Annotated in this window: 16 protein-coding genes; 13 read left to right on the top strand and 3 right to left on the bottom strand. The window is 64.5% G+C overall.

All coding sequences use genetic code 11. The features are described 5' to 3' along the window. Nucleotides 1-12 precede the first annotated feature (12 nt). Genes QTI04_RS05740 through QTI04_RS05730 form a run of 3 tightly spaced genes read right to left on the bottom strand, consistent with a single transcriptional unit; the run spans nt 13 to nt 4147 of the window. The gene (locus QTI04_RS05740; protein ID WP_286614499.1) at nt 13-1488 is read right to left on the bottom strand and encodes an NAD(P)H-hydrate dehydratase; all 1476 of its coding nucleotides are present in this window, start codon (nt 1486-1488) and stop codon (nt 13-15) included. Nucleotides 1489-1506: 18 nt separating this feature from the next. Beyond that, nucleotides 1507-2763 (bottom strand): D-amino acid dehydrogenase, encoded by a 1257-nt coding sequence (locus tag QTI04_RS05735; protein ID WP_286599038.1) that lies wholly within the window; start codon nt 2761-2763, stop codon nt 1507-1509. A gap of 55 nt (nt 2764-2818) precedes the next feature. Continuing rightward, nucleotides 2819-4147, bottom strand: a complete 1329-nt coding sequence (locus tag QTI04_RS05730; protein WP_286614498.1) for an amidase — start codon at nt 4145-4147, stop codon at nt 2819-2821. A 192-nt stretch (nt 4148-4339) separates the two neighbouring features. Here QTI04_RS05730 and rpsB point away from each other — a divergent pair, with 192 nt between their 5' ends. From rpsB to lpxA, 13 genes are all read left to right on the top strand, one after another. Next, nucleotides 4340-5095 (top strand): 30S ribosomal protein S2, encoded by a 756-nt coding sequence (gene rpsB / locus QTI04_RS05725; protein WP_286599035.1) that lies wholly within the window; start codon nt 4340-4342, stop codon nt 5093-5095. 112 nt (nt 5096-5207) lie between these two features. Next, nucleotides 5208-6131, top strand: coding sequence for a translation elongation factor Ts (gene tsf, locus QTI04_RS05720; RefSeq protein WP_286599034.1), 924 nt, complete (start codon nt 5208-5210; stop codon nt 6129-6131). Between the two features lie 93 nt (nt 6132-6224). Continuing rightward, the gene (gene pyrH, locus QTI04_RS05715; protein WP_286599033.1) at nt 6225-6947 is read left to right on the top strand and encodes a UMP kinase; all 723 of its coding nucleotides are present in this window, start codon (nt 6225-6227) and stop codon (nt 6945-6947) included. Between the two features lie 36 nt (nt 6948-6983). Continuing rightward, nucleotides 6984-7547, top strand: coding sequence for a ribosome recycling factor (frr, locus tag QTI04_RS05710; protein WP_286599032.1), 564 nt, complete (start codon nt 6984-6986; stop codon nt 7545-7547). Nucleotide 7548: 1 nt separating this feature from the next. Then, on the top strand, nt 7549-8283 hold the full coding sequence (gene uppS, locus QTI04_RS05705; RefSeq protein ID WP_286599031.1) for a polyprenyl diphosphate synthase: 735 nt from the start codon (nt 7549-7551) through the stop codon (nt 8281-8283). A gap of 4 nt (nt 8284-8287) precedes the next feature. Continuing rightward, nucleotides 8288-9133, top strand: a complete 846-nt coding sequence (locus QTI04_RS05700; RefSeq protein WP_286614497.1) for a phosphatidate cytidylyltransferase — start codon at nt 8288-8290, stop codon at nt 9131-9133. Continuing rightward, complete coding sequence (gene ispC, locus QTI04_RS05695; RefSeq protein WP_286614496.1) at nt 9130-10317, top strand: 1-deoxy-D-xylulose-5-phosphate reductoisomerase; 1188 nt, start codon at nt 9130-9132, stop codon at nt 10315-10317. The genes QTI04_RS05700 and ispC overlap by 4 nt, the downstream gene beginning before the upstream one ends. 23 nt (nt 10318-10340) lie before the next feature. Next, on the top strand, nt 10341-11711 hold the full coding sequence (gene rseP, locus QTI04_RS05690; RefSeq protein ID WP_286614495.1) for an RIP metalloprotease RseP: 1371 nt from the start codon (nt 10341-10343) through the stop codon (nt 11709-11711). Nucleotides 11712-11750: 39 nt separating this feature from the next. Further along, nucleotides 11751-14162: an outer membrane protein assembly factor BamA gene (bamA, locus tag QTI04_RS05685; protein WP_286599027.1), complete on the top strand. Its 2412-nt coding sequence runs from the start codon at nt 11751-11753 to the stop codon at nt 14160-14162. After that, nucleotides 14162-14692 (top strand): OmpH family outer membrane protein, encoded by a 531-nt coding sequence (locus tag QTI04_RS05680; RefSeq protein WP_286614494.1) that lies wholly within the window; start codon nt 14162-14164, stop codon nt 14690-14692. The genes bamA and QTI04_RS05680 overlap by 1 nt, the downstream gene beginning before the upstream one ends. Before the next feature lie 14 nt (nt 14693-14706). After that, nucleotides 14707-15693: a UDP-3-O-(3-hydroxymyristoyl)glucosamine N-acyltransferase gene (gene lpxD, locus QTI04_RS05675; protein ID WP_286599024.1), complete on the top strand. Its 987-nt coding sequence runs from the start codon at nt 14707-14709 to the stop codon at nt 15691-15693. Then, nucleotides 15690-16139 (top strand): 3-hydroxyacyl-ACP dehydratase FabZ, encoded by a 450-nt coding sequence (gene fabZ, locus QTI04_RS05670; RefSeq protein ID WP_286599021.1) that lies wholly within the window; start codon nt 15690-15692, stop codon nt 16137-16139. The genes lpxD and fabZ overlap by 4 nt, the downstream gene beginning before the upstream one ends. A gap of 10 nt (nt 16140-16149) precedes the next feature. Then, complete coding sequence (gene lpxA, locus QTI04_RS05665) at nt 16150-16938, top strand: acyl-ACP--UDP-N-acetylglucosamine O-acyltransferase (RefSeq protein ID WP_286614493.1); 789 nt, start codon at nt 16150-16152, stop codon at nt 16936-16938. The last annotated feature ends 2 nt before the right edge of the window (nt 16939-16940 follow it).

Below are 16940 nucleotides of genomic sequence, written 5' to 3'. Positions count from 1 at the left end.
CGCCCGCCAGGGTCAGGGCGTGGCGGGGAGGCCGCGCGCCAGTGCGCTCGCTGTGAGCGGAACGTGCGCCGGCCAGCGGTCGGCCAAATCTCCATGTCGCCAGACGGCTTCGCACGCGGCCGCTCTGGCTGGGCGACCTGCGGCCAGCGCGGCGCCCACCATGCCGGCGAGGACGTCGCCGGTGCCGGCGGTTGCGAGGCGCGCATTGCCGCTGGTATTGATCACCGGTGTTGCGCCGACATTGGCGATGACCGTGCCCGAGCCCTTGAGCACGACCACGGCGCGATAGCGTTCGGCAAGGCGGTTCGCTGCGCCAAGCCGATCGCTCTGCACGTCCCGTGTCGCCGAACCCAACAGACGGGCCGCTTCCAATGGATGCGGCGTCAGCACGGTGGACCGCCCGGTCTCGGATCGGGCATTCAGCAGGCGCTGCAGGACGCTGTCTCCGGCAATGGCGTTGAGTGCGTCCGCGTCGAGGACCAGCGCATGCGCAGCTTCCAGCACGTGGGGAAGCACTTTGTGCACCGCCGAACCGCCGCCGCAGCCGCAAACGACCGCCATCGCGCCGAGGTCCAGGGTCTCCCGGCGACGAAACATCAGTTCGGGTTGCACGAGGTCAAGCGGCGCAATGTTCGTGTCGAGAAGTGCAACGAAAACGCGACCGGCGCCTGCGCAGAGGGCGGCCGAAGCGGCGAGCAAGGCGGCGCCCGCCATTCCAGGCGCGCCGCCAATCGCGGCGACGTCGCCATAACTCCCCTTGTGCGATGACTGCCACCGGGAGGGAGCGGGCGAGGTGCCCAGCAGGCGCGCCACGGGCGCTTCGTTACCCGCGGCAACGCCAAGGTCGTCGAACCACACGTCGCCCGCTGCATCGCGACCCTGCGCGGTAAAGAGGCCGGGCTTGAGGGTCAGCAGGCTCAGGCACAAGCGTCGAGGACCATCGGTGCGTGATGGAGGGCCAGCAAGGAAGTCCGTCGAGAGAGTGCCGGTTTCTGCGTTCAGCCCGGACGGCGTATCCACACTGAGCACGGGCGAGCGAGCGGTATGCATTTGCTGCAGCCAGTCGATCATCGCTCCGCCGGGTGGTCGGGTGGCGCCGATTCCCAGCAGCGCATCGATGGCGAGATCGGGGTGTTCCGGCGGTACCTCCGAGAACTGCACGCCCGCGGCTCGGGCGCTCTGCAGCGACGCGCGTGCATCTGCGGGCAGGCGACTCTCATCGCCGATTCGGGTGATGACCGTCGCGAAGCCCCGTCGTTGGAGTTGTGCCGCCGCTTCGAACCCGTCACCGCCGTTGTTGCCGGGCCCGCAGGCCACCCAGATCGTGCGCGCATGGGGGGCCGTCGCCATCGCCAGCCGTGCCACCGCGAGGCCCGCGCGCTGCATGAGGGTGTGCGGCGCCAGCGCGGCCGTTGCCGCTTGCTCCATCCGGCGCGCGGCCGCAATGTCGAACAAGGGGGCGGCGGTGGCGGATGTGATGCGTTGCATGGCACTTGACGCTTGGTGTCAGTGTTGCAGCATTCGCTCGATCCCGAGCCCCTCGAGATCGATGCCTGCATCCCGCCCGGCCATGAGGTCCGCCAGAACGCGTGCACTCCCGCAGGACAGCGCCCAGCCGCTGGAGCCGTGCCCGAGATTCAGCCAGACGCCCGGAATGCCGCTTGGACCGATGATCGGCGGACCGTCGGGCATCATCGGACGCGCACCCTTCCATTGCTGGACGCCGGCCTGCAAGGTGACCGCCCCTGGGAACCAGTCCTGCAGCACCTTGTACAGCGTCTTCAGCGAAGCGGGATTCAAGGTTCCGGGCGAGCCGCCCAGTTCGGCGCTGCCTGCCACCCGCACGCGCAGGCCCAACCTGGAGATAGCGACCTTGTACCGCTCGTCCATCACTGCGCTGCGCGGTGCATTGAGCGGTTCGCGGATGCTCGCGCTGATCGAATGGCCGTAGACCGGCGCCAGGGGAACTTGCAGGCCCAGCGGTCGAAGCAATCGCGCTGACGCGACGCCCGCGCACACCACGACCGCGTCGAAGCGATGGCCCTCGGAGCCGCTCGCCAGCGACAGTTCGGTCGGCGCGGCACGGCTCAGCGGCGCCAAGTCGCAATTGAAATGAAACTGTGCGCCCAGGGCTTCGGCCTCCCACTTGAGCAGCAGCGCAAACTGCCTGCAATTTCCGACTTCGTCGTCCGGCAGGTGAATGGCGCCGACGAGATTCGTGTCCGTGCTGAGCGCAGGCTCGATCTTTCGCGCTTCGTCTGCATCGATCTCTCGGAAGGTGCTTCCGGCCGCGCGCAGGACGTCGAGCCCGGCCTGCACCAGCTTCTTCTCACGCTTGGAGCGCAGCAGCACGAGGTAGCCGTCGCTGCGTTCGTAGTCCAGGTCGCAAGCCTCGGTGATCTCGTGCAGCCGGGTGCGGCTGTAGAAGGCCAGGCGCTGCATGCGCGCGCGATTGGCCAGATAGGTTTCGAGCTTGCAGGCGCGTTGCCAGCGCGCCATCCACCGGACATCACGGGTGGACAGCGGCCAGCGCAGCTTGATGGCGCCGTGCGTGGACAGCAGAGAGCGCAGCACCTTGCCGCGCATGCCCGGGCCGGCCCAGGGCGTCACGTAGCCAGGCGCAACCACGCCGGCGTTGGCAAAACTCGATTCTTCGGCGGCTGCGCCCCTGCGCTCGAAAACGACTACATCATGACCGTCGGAGGCCAACTCCCATGCAGTGGTGACGCCGATGATCCCGGCTCCCACGATCGCGATTTTCATTCGTTTCTTTGCGGTGAAATTTGTTCGTCGGCACCTGCGCGGCACACGGCAAGCGTCATCGTTCCTGCAGTGCGCGTTCGGCTTGCAGCGCGACGGCCAGCACTGCGTCGTCGTGCAGGGCAGCATGCCAGAGCATGAGGCCAACGGGCAGCTCATCGGCGACGTGGCAGGGGATCGAGATGGCGCAGCCGTCGAGCATGTTGACGACGGAGGGATTGCGCAGAAGCAGCGCATTGACGCGGAAGAATTCAGGGTCGCGCTCCTCGCCGGGCGCGACGCTCGCGATGGTCGGCGCGGTGATCGGCACCGTCGGCGACAGCACCGCGTCGAAGGGGGCGAGCGAGCGTTCGATGCGCGCGATCCAGCTGCGGCGGGCATTGCCGAGCTCGATGTACTCGTGGGCCTTCATGGTCGCGCCCTTGAGGATGCGTTGTGCGACGCGCGGGTCGTACCCGGCGCCGCTGCGCTCCATGAGCAGGCGGTGCCAGGCGTAGGCTTCGGCCGCCGAAAAGCCCCCGGTCGAGTTGATCGAAGGCAGGTCGGCAAGCTCCGTGAGGCCAATTTCCTCGATGCGGGCGCCGGCGATGCGCAAGGTCTTGACGGTTCGTTCGAAGGCCTTCGCAACCACGGGGTCGAGGTCGTCCAGGAACAGGTCCTTGACCACCGCGAGCCGGTAGGCCGCCAGTGGCGCTGTGCCGGCCGTCACTCGGCGGGCGGCAAGAATTTCATGCGCCGTGATCGCATCGCGTACCGAGCGCGTCATGGCGCAGACGGTGTCGAGGGTGGTGGACAGCGGCACCGCGCCCTCTGTAGGAACCAGCCGCGCCGTGTTCTTGAAGCCCACGATGCCGTTCAGGGCCGCCGGGATGCGGATGGAGCCACCGGTGTCCGATCCGAGCCCGATGAACGCGGCGCCGCTGGCGACCGACACCGCGGCACCCGAGGACGACCCGCCGGGGATACGTTGGGTCGTCCGGTCGTTCGGGTTTGCCGGCGTTCCGTGATGTGGGTTGACGCCCACGCCCGAAAAGGCGAACTCGGTCATGTTGGTGCGGCCGAGCAGGGCGCCGCCGGCGGCGCGCAGGCGGGCGACCGCCGGTGCGTCGGCCTGGGCTGCCGGTGCATGGGCCAGTACGATCGAACCCGCGGGTGTGGGCTGTCCGGCGACATCAAACAGGTCCTTGACCGAAAAGGCCAGGCCCGCCAGCCGCTGCCGGGGAGGCGCGGCGGCAGCGGCACGGCGGCCTTCGTCGAACAACTGGCGTGTGAAGACATGCTGGCAGGCGGCCGACTCCGCGGTGGCGATGGCTTGCTCCATTTTGGTGCGCGCGTCGGAAGTGCCCGCCAGCAGGGCGAGGCGGGTGGCGTGCAGGTCTGGGCGCATGGTGTGGGTGGCTGGGAAAGGTGGGGAGGGAGGGTGGTGCGTGCTATACTCCTTGGGTTTCGCCCTGGGTACTTTCCCGCTGCGAGACGCATCCGCAAACCAGCCCATTCAAGGTGTTGTGAGCTCCATTCCATCGAAGGAATGGCACACAAAACGGGCTGGATTTTAGACCCAACCTTTGGAGTTATTCCTATGTCGACCACCATGCGCGAAATGCTGGAAGCCGGTGTCCATTTCGGTCACCAAACCCGCTTCTGGAACCCCAAGATGGCCCCGTTCATCTTTGGCCATCGCAACAAGATTCACATCATCAACCTGGAGAAGTCGCTTCCGATGTTCCAGGATGCGATGAAGTACGCCAAGCAACTCACCGCCAACCGCGGCACGATCCTGATGGTCGGCACCAAGCGCCAGGCCCGCGAAATCGTCGCGGCCGAAGCCCGTCGTGCCGGCGTTCCCTTCGTCGATACCCGTTGGCTCGGCGGCATGCTGACCAACTTCAAGACCGTCAAGACCTCGATCAAGCGCCTGAAGGACATGAAGGCCCAGCTCGAAGCCGGCCTCGACAGCCTGAGCAAGAAAGAACAGCTCACCTTCACCCGTGAAATCGAGAAGCTCGAGAAGGACATCGGCGGCATCCAGGACATGACCGCGTTGCCCGACGCCATCTTCGTGATCGACGTGGGCTTCCACAAGATCGCCGTTGCCGAAGCCAAGAAGCTGGGCATTCCGCTGATCGGCGTGGTTGACTCCAACCACTCGCCCGAAGGCATCGACTACGTGATCCCCGGCAATGACGACTCGTCCAAGGCTGTCACGCTGTACGCCCGCGGTATCGCCGACGCGATCATCGAAGGTCGCTCCAGCGCCGTCAGCGACGTCGTGAAGGCCGTGTCCGAAGGCAATTCCGATGAGTTCGTCGAGGTCGAAGAGGGCGCTTCCGCCTGATTCGCGCTCGCACGAGCCTGAAGAAGGGGCTTTGTTGCCCCTTTTTTTTAATCTGATTTTCGTGGCGCCCGGTGCGGGTCGCCACAACTGACAAACCGAACGGAGAACACACATGGCAACAATCACCGCAAGCATGGTCGGCGAACTGCGCGCAAAGACCGACGCCCCGATGATGGAATGCAAGAAGGCCCTGACCGAGGCCGACGGCAACATGGACAAGGCCGAGGAACTCCTGCGCATCAAGTTGGGCAACAAGGCTGGCAAGGCTTCGGGTCGCATCACGGCTGAAGGCGTGGTCGCGGCGTTCGTCGAAGGCGATGCCGGCGCGATGATCGAAATCAACTGCGAAACCGACTTCGTTACCAAGAACGATAGCTTCCTCGCGATGGCAAACGCTGCCGCCATGTTGGTTGCCAAGCACAACCCCGCCGACCTCGCCGCGCTGGGTGCGCTGGCGTACGAGCAGGACGGCTTCGGCCCCACGCTCGAAGACGTGCGCAAGGGTCTGATTGGCAAGATCGGCGAGAACATGAGCTTCCGCCGCTTCAAGCGCTTCGCCGGCAACGGCAAGGTCGCCTCGTACCTGCACGGCACGCGCATCGGCGTGATGGTGGAATTCGAAGGCGACGACACGTCCGCCAAGGATGTCGCCATGCACATCGCCGCCATGAAGCCGGTCGCGATCTCGAGTGCAGACGTCCCCGCCGACCTCATCGAGAAGGAGCGTGCGGTTGCGGCAGGCAAGGCCGAGGAAGACCGCAAGACGGCCGAAGCCGAAGGCAAGAAGCCGCAGCCGGCCGACATCGTCGCCAAGCGCATCGAAGGCGGCGTGCAGAAATACCTCAAGGAAGTGTCCCTGCACAACCAGGCTTTCGTGAAGAACGACAAGCAGACCGTGGAGCAGATGCTCAAGGCCGCCAACACGTCCATCAAGGGCTTCACGCTCTACGTGGTGGGCGAAGGCATCGAAAAGAAGGTCGACGACTTCGCGGCCGAAGTGGCGGCGCAAGTCGCTGCCGCCAAGGCTGCGGCGTAAGTCACGCCGCCGGGATCGGCGGCGCATGGTGCGCTGCCGCTTCCTTACTGTCACGTTTTACACTCGCCCCGCCAACCTCCAAAGGAACGATCCATGCACGAACCCCGCCCAGCCCACAAGCGAATCTTGTTGAAGCTGTCGGGTGAGGCATTGATGGGTGACGACGCCTTCGGCATCAACCGCGCAACCATCGTCCGCATGGTCGGCGAGGTGGCGGAGGTGGTGAACATGGGTGTCGAGGTGGCCGTCGTGATCGGCGGCGGCAACATCTTCCGCGGGGTCGCGGGAGGCTCCGTGGGCATGGACCGCGCCACGGCCGACTACATGGGAATGCTCGCGACCGTCATGAACGCGCTCGCCCTGGCCGATGCGATGAACAAGCAGGGCTTGATCGCCCGCGTGATGTCCGCCATCGCCATCGAGCAGGTGGTCGAGCCCTACGTACGGCCCAAGGCCCTCCAGTACCTGGAAGAAGGCAAGGTCGTGATATTTGCCGCCGGCACTGGCAACCCGTTCTTCACGACGGATACGGCCGCCGCGCTGCGTGGCGCCGAGATCGGTGCCGAGCTCGTGCTCAAGGCGACGAAGGTCGATGGCGTCTACACGGCGGATCCCAAGAAGGATCTGAGCGCGACCCGCTATGCCAGGCTGAGCTTCGACGAAGCCATCGCCAAGAATCTCGGCATCATGGACGCCACCGCCTTCGCGCTGTGCCGCGACCAGAACCTGCCCATCAAGGTGTTTTCGATCTTCAAGAACGGCGCACTCAAGCGCGTCGTGATGGGTGAGGACGAAGGCACGCTGGTGCATGCCTGACAAGAATCATCGTCCGGGATCCAAGGAATCGTAGAGATGACCACAATTGCAGATATCCGCAACGCAACCGACGCGAAGATGAACCAGTCGCTCGCCGCGTTCCAGAACAACCTCAACAAGATCCGCACGGGTCGTGCCAATCCGGCACTGCTGGATTCGATCCACGTCGACTACTACGGCTCGTCGGTGCCGCTGTCGCAGGTCGCCAATGTTGCGCTGCTCGATTCGCGCACCATCAGCGTCCAGCCCTGGGAAAAGGGCATGGGCGCCAAGATCGAGAAGGCGATTCGCGAAAGCGACCTGGGCCTGAATCCCGCTTCGATGGGCGACCTGATCCGCGTTCCGCTGCCGCCGATGAGCGAAGAGCGCCGCAAGGAAATGACCAAGCTCGTCCGCAACGAGGGCGAAAGCGCCAAGATCGCGACCCGCAACCTGCGCCGCGATGCCAATGACGCGATCAAGAAGCTGGTCAAGGACAAGCTTGCCTCGGAAGACGATCAAAAGCGTGCCGAAGGCGAGATCCAGAAGGTGACCGATCGCCACATTGCCGAGATCGATCGACTCGTGACGGCCAAGGAAGCCGAGATCATGGCGGTCTGACGTGAAGCCCGCGCGCACCATTCCCCACCACATTGCCATCGTCATGGATGGCAATGGGCGCTGGGCCACGCGTCGCTTCCTTCCTCGCGTCGCGGGGCACAAGCAGGGCGTCGAGTCCCTGAGGCGTTGCGTCAAGGCCTGCGTGGCACGTGGCGTCGGCGTCCTGACGGTGTTCGCTTTCTCGTCCGAGAATTGGAATCGGCCCATCGAGGAAGTATCGGGATTGATGGACCTGATGGTCGGGGCGCTCGGACGGGAAGTGCCGAAGTTGAGCCAGGACGGTGTGCGGCTGCACTTCGTCGGCGAGCGCGGCGGATTGTCCGAAAAGATCATCGCAGGCCTGCTCCAGGCCGAAGCCGCGACGGCGCACAACAGCCGGCTCGTCCTGAACGTGTGCTTCAACTATGGCGGCCGGTGGGATATCGCGAGGGCAGCAGCCCAGATCGTTGCGCGCGGCGAGCCGCTGACCGAGGCCAATCTCGATGCGGCAATGGCGTTGTCGCACGTGCCCGATCCCGATCTGTTCATTCGCACCGGCGGCGAGCAGCGGCTTTCGAATTTCCTTCTCTGGCAGAGCGCCTACGCCGAGTTGTTCTTCAGCGACCGCCTGTGGCCTGAATTCGACGAGGCCGCGCTGGACGATGCGATTGCCGCCTTCCAGCGCCGCGAGCGTCGGTTCGGCCAGACATCCGCGCAAATCGGGGCCAGCGCGCAGCCCGATCAGCAAGTCGCCTGAGCGCATGCTCAAACAACGCATCATCACTGCGGTCGTCTTGCTGGCGATCCTGCTGCCCGCGCTCTTCTATCCTTCGTACGTGCCTTTCGCCTGGGTCATGTTGGCGCTGATCGGCGCTGCGGCTTGGGAATGGGGGCGTCTGAATGACTACGGTCCGCGCCTGTCACTCTTTCTCGGCGTTGAAATGGTCCTGCTCTGCGCGCTCTCGTGGTGGGTGGGGCTGCTCGAAGCGCCCTTGCTGGCGGTCTGGATCGTTGCCAGCGCTGCGTGGGTCCTGGGTGGCGCCGCGCTGCTGCGTGTCGCCGTGCCCGGCTGGCCGCGCGTGCCCAAGGGCCTGCGTCTGGTCGGTGGCTTGCTGGCGCTGTGGGTGGCGTGGCTGGCGGCTGTGCAGGCACGCATGGTGGGGATCAACTTCCTGCTGTCGATCCTGGTACTCGTGTGGGTGGCCGACGTGTTCGCGTATTTCACTGGACGGGCCTTCGGTCTCAAGTTCACCCGCAACAAGCTCGCGCCCACGATCAGCCCTGGCAAGAGCTGGGAAGGCGTCTGGGGCGGCATGGCCGGCGTGGTTGTCCTCGCGCTCGCGTGGGTCTGGGCCGATTCGGCGGCGCAGGCTTCCGACCCGAGCCTCTATACGCGGCTGACCGAGCGCGGCTGGTGGCTGCTGTTGATCAGCGTGGTGTTTCTCGCAGCCATGAGTGTGGTCGGTGACCTGGTCGAATCCCTGATCAAGCGCAGCGCGGGCGCCAAGGACAGCAGCGGCCTGTTGCCTGGCCATGGCGGTGTGCTCGACAGGATCGACGCGCTCCTTCCTACGCTACCTATTGCAATGATGCTGGCCTTCTTGTGAACGCTTCCAAACAACGCATCACGGTGCTCGGCTCGACAGGATCCGTCGGCGTGAGCACGCTGGACGTGATCGCGCGACATCCCGATCGCTTCGAGGTCTTCGCCTTGTCGGCCGCGACGAAAGTCGACGACATGCTCGCCCAGTGCGCGCGCTTCTCGCCCAAGTTCGCGGTCATGGCCAGCGCCCCGCACGCCGCGTTGCTGGCTGAAAAGCTGAAACAAAATGGCCTGTCCACGCGAGTGCTGGGCGGCGAAGGTGCTATCGAGACCATCGCTTCGCACGAAGAGACCCACGCGGTCATGGCCGCCATCGTCGGCGCCGCCGGACTGGCCCCGTGCCTCGCGGCCGCCCGCGCCGGCAAGCGCCTCCTGCTTGCCAACAAGGAAGCGTTGGTCGTCGGAGGCGAGTTGTTCATGCGCACCGTGCGCGAGGGCGGAGCGACTCTGCTGCCGATCGACAGCGAGCACTCGGCCATCTTCCAGTCGTTGCCCGAAGATCCCGCGACCTGGTCGCGCCGCATCGACAAGATCATCCTGACCGCTTCCGGCGGCCCGTTTCGCACCCGCGCTCCGGAAACATTGGCGACCGTCACGCCCGAGCAAGCCTGCGCCCACCCCAACTGGGTCATGGGCCGCAAGATCTCGGTGGATTCCGCCACCATGATGAACAAGGCCCTCGAAGTGATCGAGGCTCGCCACCTGTTCGGCGTCCGGCCCGAGCAGATCGAGGTCGTGATCCACCCCCAAAGCGTGGTTCATTCGATGGTTCAGTTCACCGATGCCTCCGTGATCGCGCAACTGGGCACACCCGACATGAGGGTGCCCATCGCCGTCGGGCTGGCATGGCCCGAGCGAATCGACAGTGGTGCCGGCCGGCTCGACTTCAGCCAGATGGCCTCATTGACTTTCGACGCGCCGAACGCCGCGCTTTTCCCCGGGCTCGGACTCGCGTGGCACGCGTTGCGCGCCGCGTCGGGAACCACCGCGGTATTGAACGCCGCCAATGAAGTGGCCGTCGAGGCCTTTCTGGATCGTCGCCTGCGCTTCGATCGCATTCATGCGGTCAACATGGAAACTTTGGAGCTTGTGCATCCCTCCAATCCGGCATCGCTTGCGGACCTGCTGGCCTTGGACGCCAGCGCCCGTGCGGCCGCCAACGCGGCGGCGCTTCGCTTCGCGGCCTGACGCCTCAACTTCCGGAACATCCGATGCTCACAGTCGTTGCCTTCATCGTTGCGCTCGGATTGCTGATCGCCGTGCATGAGTACGGCCACTATCGGGTTGCCGTGGCGTGCGGCGTGAAGGTTCTGCGCTTCTCGGTCGGCTTCGGCAAGACCCTCTATCGTTGGCAGCCGAAGCGCCAGCACCCGGGACAGAGCACCGAGTTCGTCATCGGCGCCTTCCCGCTCGGCGGCTACGTGAAGATGCTCGACGAGCGCGAGGGTCCGGTCGCGCCGGAAGAGCGCCATCGCGCCTTCAATACCCAGCCCCTGCGTTCCCGTGCGGCCATCGTCGCAGCCGGCCCGATTGCGAACCTGTTGCTGGCGGTATTGCTCTACACCGTCGTCAATTGGATCGGAGTCCAGGAGCCTGTCGCCAAGCTCGCGCGACCGGTGGCGGCCTCCCTGGCTGAACGCGCAGGCCTCAGCGGTGGTGAGCACATCACGCGTGCGGGCTTTGGTGGCGAATTGGAGCCGGTGGAGTCTTTCGAGGACCTGCGCTGGCGCATGACGCGCGGCGCCCTCGATGGACGCGACCTCACATTGGAGATTGCGGGCGAGGGTGGTTGGCCCACTCGAGAAGTCGTCTTGCCGTTGAGCCGCATCGAAGCCAAGGACGCTGATGCGCAGATGTTCCGGAAGATCGGGCTCATCACGCCGCTGACGCGTCCCGAGATCGGCGAGGTGATGCCTGAGGGCGCGGCGGAGCGTTCCGGCCTGCGCGCCGGCGACCTCGTGCGTTCGGTTGGCAACACGGCCATCGTCGATGGCCAGCAATTGCGCGAAGTGATCCGTGCATCGGTCGATGGCGGGCAGCCGCTCACGCAGTCATGGCAAGTTGAGCGAGGCGGCCAGACGGTCGGCATCGAACTCACGCCGGATGTGCGCGATGAAGGCGCGAACAAGGTCGGGCGCATCGGCGCCTACGTCGGGGCACCGCCCGAGATGGTGCTGGTTCGGCAAGGGTTCGTCGAAGGCGCGTGGCGCGGCGTGGTCAGGACCTGGGAAGTGTCGGCGCTCACCGTACGCATGATGGGCAAGATGCTGATCGGCGAGGCTTCGCTCAAGAACCTGAGCGGACCACTGACGATTGCCGACTATGCGGGCAAGTCCGCGAGCATGGGCATCACCCAATACCTGGTGTTCCTGGCACTCATCAGTGTGAGCCTGGGCGTGCTGAACCTCATGCCGCTGCCGGTCCTCGATGGAGGACACCTGATGTATTATCTTTGGGAGGGCCTGACCGGCAAGAGCGTCTCCGACGCTTGGATGGAAAGGCTTCAGCGCGGCGGTGTCGCGCTGCTGCTGGTCATGATGTCGATCGCACTCTTCAACGACGTCACGCGGCTCTTTGGTTAACTTTCTGCCGGCCCCTTCCGCGCCGGTGCAATTTCACAGATGAACACAACATTCAGTCGCTTTCGACTGCGCAGCGTCGCCGCGGTGGTGGTTAGCGCACTTGCAGCCACGGCAGCCTGGGCCGTCGAGCCTTTCACGGTGCGCGACATCCGCGTCGAAGGCCTTCAGCGCGTGGAGCCGGGAACGATCTTCGCCTCGCTGCCTTTCCGTGTGGGTGACACCTACAGCGACGAGCGCGGATCGGCAGCGATCCGGGCACTGTTCGATCTGGGACTTTTCAAGGATGTGCGCATCGACGTCAACGGCAATGTGCTGGTGGTGATCGTCGAGGAGCGGCCGACCGTCGCCGACGTGGACTTCGTCGGCACCAAGGAATTCGACAAGGCGGTGCTGCAGAAGGCATTGCGTGAAGTCGGCCTCGCCGACGGCCGGCCTTACGACAAGGCCCTGGCCGACCGCGCCGAGCAGGAACTCAAGCGCCAGTACGTGAGCCGCAGCCTGTACAACGCACAGGTCGTGACCACCGTGACCCCTATCGAGCGCAACCGGGTCAACCTGACTTTCACCGTGACGGAAGGCGAGGCTGCGCGCATTCGTGAGGTCCACATCGCCGGCAACAAGGACTTCAGCGAGTCCACGCTGCTCAGCCTCTTCGACCAGGACAGCGGCGGCTGGCTCAGCTGGTACACCAAGTCCAACCAGTATTCGCGCGCCAAGCTCAATGCCGACCTGGAGACGCTGCGCTCGTACTACCTCACGCGCGGCTATCTCGAGTTCCACATCGACTCGACGCAAGTCGCCATCTCGCCGGACCGGCAAGACCTCTCCGTGACCGTGAACATCACCGAAGGCGAGAAGTTCGTGGTCTCGGGCGTCAAGCTCAACGGCAATTTCCTGGGGCGCGAAGACGAGTTCAAGTCGCTCGTGACGATCCAGCCGGGCGAGCCCTACAACGGCGAGCAGGTTACGGAGACGATTCGCGCCTTCACCGACTATTTCGGCTCCTTCGGCTTTGCCTTTGCGCGCGTGGCGGTCGATACGGAAGTCGATCGCGTCAACAATCGCGTTGCGCTGACCATCAGCGGGGACCCCGGCCGTCGCGTGTACGTGCGGCGCATCGCGGTCGGCGGAAACAACCGCACGCGCGACGAAGTGATCCGGCGCGAGTTCCGCCAGTACGAGGCCGCCTGGTACGACGGAGACAAGATCAAGCTCTCCCGCGATCGCGTCGACCGGCTCGGCTTCTTCACGGAAGTGAATGTCGATACGCAGGAAGTGCCTGGCACGCCGGACCAGGTCGACCTCTCCGTCAATGTGACGGAAAAGCCGACCGGATCGCTTCAACTGGGCGCCGGTTTCTCCAGTGCCGACAAGGTGAGCCTGACGTTCGGCATTTCGCAGGAGAACGTGTTCGGCTCGGGCAACTACCTCGGGGTGCAGGTCAACACCAGCAAATACAACCGCACGCTCTCGCTGACCACCACGGATCCCTATTTCACGAAAGAGGGCATCTCGCGTAGCTTCAGCATCTACAGCACGACCACGCGGCCGTATTACACCGTCGACGGCGACTACAAGCTCGTCAACGAAGGCGGCACCATTCGTTTCGGCGTTCCGTTCAGCGAAGTGGACACGGTCTTCTTTGGTGCCGGTCTCGAGCGCTACAGCTTCAGTCCCGGCAGCAATATCTCCGGACTGACGCCGGAGTCCTACCGCAGGTATTTCAATTGCAACACCAACGAACTGGGGTTGGTCGCCTGCCAGGACGATTCGGTGTGGGGCGTTCCGCTGTCCGTCGGATGGTCGCGCGACGATCGCGACAGTGCGCTGATCCCGACCCGTGGTCGTCTGCAACGTGCCAACCTCGAAGTCGGGGTGGGCGGGGACATGAAGTACTACAAGGGTAGTTACCAGTACCAGCAGTTCTTCCCCATCAATAAGCAGTACACCTTCGCGATCAATAGCGAAGTGGGCTATGCCAAGGCCTACGGCGACAAGCCGTACCCGATCTTCAAGAACTTCTATGCCGGTGGTCTGGGTTCGGTGCGTGGCTTCGAGCAGAACTCGCTCGGTCCGCGTGACATTCCGCTGCTGGGGCAGACCGAGGGCGCCGCCATCGGTGGCACGAAGAAGGCCGTCTTCAACGCCGAGGTGAGCACGCCGTTCCCCGGTGCCGGCAATGACCGGACGCTTCGCCTCTACGGCTTCTTCGACGTCGGCAACGTGTGGGCGGACCGCGATACCTTCTCGACCGACAAGCAGTGGGATGCGATCAAGAAGCTGCGGGCCTCCGTCGGCATCGGCATCAGCTGGATTTCGCCGCTGGGGCCGCTGCGCCTGGCCTATGCTTTCCCGGTCGTCTACCAGAAGGAAGACTTCAGCGATCCGCTGAGTCCGATCACGAAGGATAGAATCCAACGCCTGCAATTCCAGATCGGAACCACTTTCTAATGACCCCATTGCTCCGCGTCGCCGGTGCGTTGCTGATTCCCGCGTTCATGGCTGCGGGTGCGTCCGTCCATGCGCAGGAAACCTTCCGCATCGGCTTCGTCAATCCGGATCGCGTATTGCGTGAAGCCCAGCCCGCGAAGGCTGCTCAGGCCAAGCTGGAGGCCGAGTTCCTCAAGCGCGAGAAGGATCTGACGGCGCTGGGCGAGGCATTGAAGGCTGCTTCCGAGCGGTTCGAGCGCGAGGCGCCCACCCTTTCCGAAACCCAGCGCGTCGCACGCCAGCGCGCCCTGGTCGACCAGGATCGTGAATTCCAGCGCCGTCGCCGGGAGTTCCAGGAAGACCTGAACGCACGCAAGAACGAAGAGCTCCAGCAGGTCTACGAGCGTGCGAACCGTGTGGTCAAGCAAGTGGCTGAGGCTGAAAAGTACGACGCGATCCTGCAGGAAGCGATCTACATCAACCCCAAGCATGACATCACCGAGAAGGTGATCAAGGCGCTGAACGCGTCGACTTCTGCCGGCGGCAAGTAGCGCCGCAAATCGGCGTGGCACTGCGGCTAGGCGCAATCATCGAGGCCCTCGGGGGCGAGCTTCAGGGCGACGCGGCTTTGTCGATCGAGCGGCTGGCGCCGCTTTCGACGGCGCAGCCTGATTCGATCAGCTTCCTGAGCAATCCGAAATACCGCAAGGAACTCGCGGAGTCGCGGGCGGGTTGCGTCATCGTGTCGTTGGCAATGCGGGAAGCTGCGGCCGAACGCGGCGCGTTCATCGTTGCGCCCGATCCCTATCTGTACTTCGCCCGGCTGACACAGCTCTGGAAGAAGGCCCATGCCAAGCCTGAAGCGGCCCGGATCCACCCCAGCGCCGTGATCGATCCGGACGCTTCGATCGATCCGACTGCCCGCATAGGAGCCCTGTGCGTCATCGAGCGCGGAGTGCGCATCGGCGCCGACACAGTCCTGAAATCGGGCGTGACGGTTAGTGAAGACTGCGTCATCGGCGCACGCTGCCTGCTGCATCCCGGCGTCGTCATTGGCGCCGATGGTTTCGGGCTCGCGCCGCATGAAGGCGCTTGGGTCAAGATCGAGCAACTCGGCGGCGTGCGCATCGGCGACGACGTCGAGATCGGGGCCAACACCTGCATCGATCGCGGCGCTCTGGACGACACCGTGATCGAAGACGGCGTCAAGCTCGACAATCTCATCCAGATCGGCCACAACGTGCGCATCGGCAAGCACACCGCAATGGCGGGTTGCGTAGCCGTTGCGGGCAGCGCAACGATTGGCGCGTATTGCACATTCGGCGGCCGCGCAGGGGTCTTGGGCCATTTAACGATTGCCGACCACGTGCACATTTCATCCACCTCCCTGGTCACCCGTTCCATTCACAAACCTGGCCACTACACTGGCGTGTTTCCCATCGACGACAATGCCGCCTGGGAAAAGAATGCAGCCACGCTCAAGCAACTGCACGGTCTTCGCGAGCGCCTGAAGGCGCTGGAGAAAATGACAATGCAGGACAAGAAATCATGACGACCACGCTCGATATCCATCAAATCCTGAAGCTGCTGCCTCATCGTTATCCGTTCCTTCTGGTGGACCGAGTGCTGGATATGGAAAAAGGCAAGCGCATTACCGCGATCAAGAACGTGACGATGAATGAGCCGTTCTTCAATGGCCATTTCCCGCATCGCCCGGTCATGCCGGGCGTCCTGATGCTCGAAGCGATGGCGCAGGCGGCCGCGCTCCTGTCCTTCCGTTCGCTGGACATCGTTCCGGACGACAACACCATCTACTACTTTGCAGCCATCGACGGGGCGCGCTTCAAGCGGCCGGTCGAACCCGGCGACCAGCTGACGCTCGAAGTCGAGATCGAGCGCATGAAGGCTGGCATTTCCAAGTTCAAGGGGCGCGCGCTGGTGGGCGCCGAACTGGCCTGCGAAGCCACGTTGATGTGCGCCATGCGCCAGATCAACTGAACCTGCTGGCATGACCCTGATTCATTCGACGGCCATCGTCGACCCCCAGGCCGAACTCGACCCGACGGTGAGTGTCGGTCCCTATGCCGTGATCGGCCCGCACGTTCGGGTCGGCGCCGGCACCACGATTGGCGCGCACTGCGTGATCGAGGGCAGGACCACCATCGGGCGCGACAACCGGATCTTCCAATTCGCATCGCTGGGTGCGGTGCCGCAGGACAAAAAGTACGCCGGCGAGCCCACCAAGCTGGTGATCGGCGATCGCAACACGATCCGCGAGTTCTGCACCTTCAATATCGGCGTGCCCGGCGCGGGCGGTGTCACGCGGGTGGGCAACGACAACTGGATCATGGCCTACACGCACATCGCGCACGACTGCCGCGTCGATGACCACACCACGCTGGCCAACAACACGACGCTGGCCGGCCATGTGCACCTGGCCGACTGGGTGACAGTGGGCGGGCTGACCGGCATCCACCAATTCGTGTCGGTCGGCGCCCATGCCATGCTCGGTTTTGCCAGCGCGGTCTCGCAGGACGTACCGCCCTTCATGTTGGTGGACGGCAATCCTCTCGCCGTGCGCGGATTCAACCTGGTCGGCTTGCGGCGACGCGAGTTCTCGCCGGCACGGATTGCGGCTGTGAAGCAGATGCACCGGCTCTTGTACCGCCAGGGCAAGACGCTGGACGAGGCTCGTACTGCGATCAAGGCACTCGCTGCCGAAGTGCCCGGATCGGCGGCTGACGTCGCGATGATGAGTGAATTTCTCGCCAGTGCCACGCGCGGCATTGCGCGCTGAGT

The sequence above is a fragment of the Variovorax sp. J22R115 genome (assembly GCF_030317005.1).
Classification (GTDB): domain Bacteria; phylum Pseudomonadota; class Gammaproteobacteria; order Burkholderiales; family Burkholderiaceae_C; genus Variovorax.
This window is presented reverse-complemented; position numbering and strand designations above follow the sequence as displayed.

What these genes read in the sequence shown, in the direction of transcription:
- QTI04_RS05740 (WP_286614499.1), bottom strand. Translation starts at nt 1,488, where the DNA reads ATGCAACGCATCACATCCGCCACCGCCGCCCCCTTGTTCGACATTGCG.
- QTI04_RS05735 (WP_286599038.1), bottom strand. Translation starts at nt 2,763, where the DNA reads ATGAAAATCGCGATCGTGGGAGCCGGGATCATCGGCGTCACCACTGCA.
- QTI04_RS05730 (WP_286614498.1), bottom strand. Translation starts at nt 4,147, where the DNA reads ATGCGCCCAGACCTGCACGCCACCCGCCTCGCCCTGCTGGCGGGCACT.
- rpsB (WP_286599035.1), top strand. Translation starts at nt 4,340, where the DNA reads ATGTCGACCACCATGCGCGAAATGCTGGAAGCCGGTGTCCATTTCGGT.
- tsf (WP_286599034.1), top strand. Translation starts at nt 5,208, where the DNA reads ATGGCAACAATCACCGCAAGCATGGTCGGCGAACTGCGCGCAAAGACC.
- pyrH (WP_286599033.1), top strand. Translation starts at nt 6,225, where the DNA reads ATGCACGAACCCCGCCCAGCCCACAAGCGAATCTTGTTGAAGCTGTCG.
- frr (WP_286599032.1), top strand. Translation starts at nt 6,984, where the DNA reads ATGACCACAATTGCAGATATCCGCAACGCAACCGACGCGAAGATGAAC.
- QTI04_RS05700 (WP_286614497.1), top strand. Translation starts at nt 8,288, where the DNA reads ATGCTCAAACAACGCATCATCACTGCGGTCGTCTTGCTGGCGATCCTG.
- rseP (WP_286614495.1), top strand. Translation starts at nt 10,341, where the DNA reads ATGCTCACAGTCGTTGCCTTCATCGTTGCGCTCGGATTGCTGATCGCC.
- bamA (WP_286599027.1), top strand. Translation starts at nt 11,751, where the DNA reads ATGAACACAACATTCAGTCGCTTTCGACTGCGCAGCGTCGCCGCGGTG.
- QTI04_RS05680 (WP_286614494.1), top strand. Translation starts at nt 14,162, where the DNA reads ATGACCCCATTGCTCCGCGTCGCCGGTGCGTTGCTGATTCCCGCGTTC.
- fabZ (WP_286599021.1), top strand. Translation starts at nt 15,690, where the DNA reads ATGACGACCACGCTCGATATCCATCAAATCCTGAAGCTGCTGCCTCAT.
- lpxA (WP_286614493.1), top strand. Translation starts at nt 16,150, where the DNA reads ATGACCCTGATTCATTCGACGGCCATCGTCGACCCCCAGGCCGAACTC.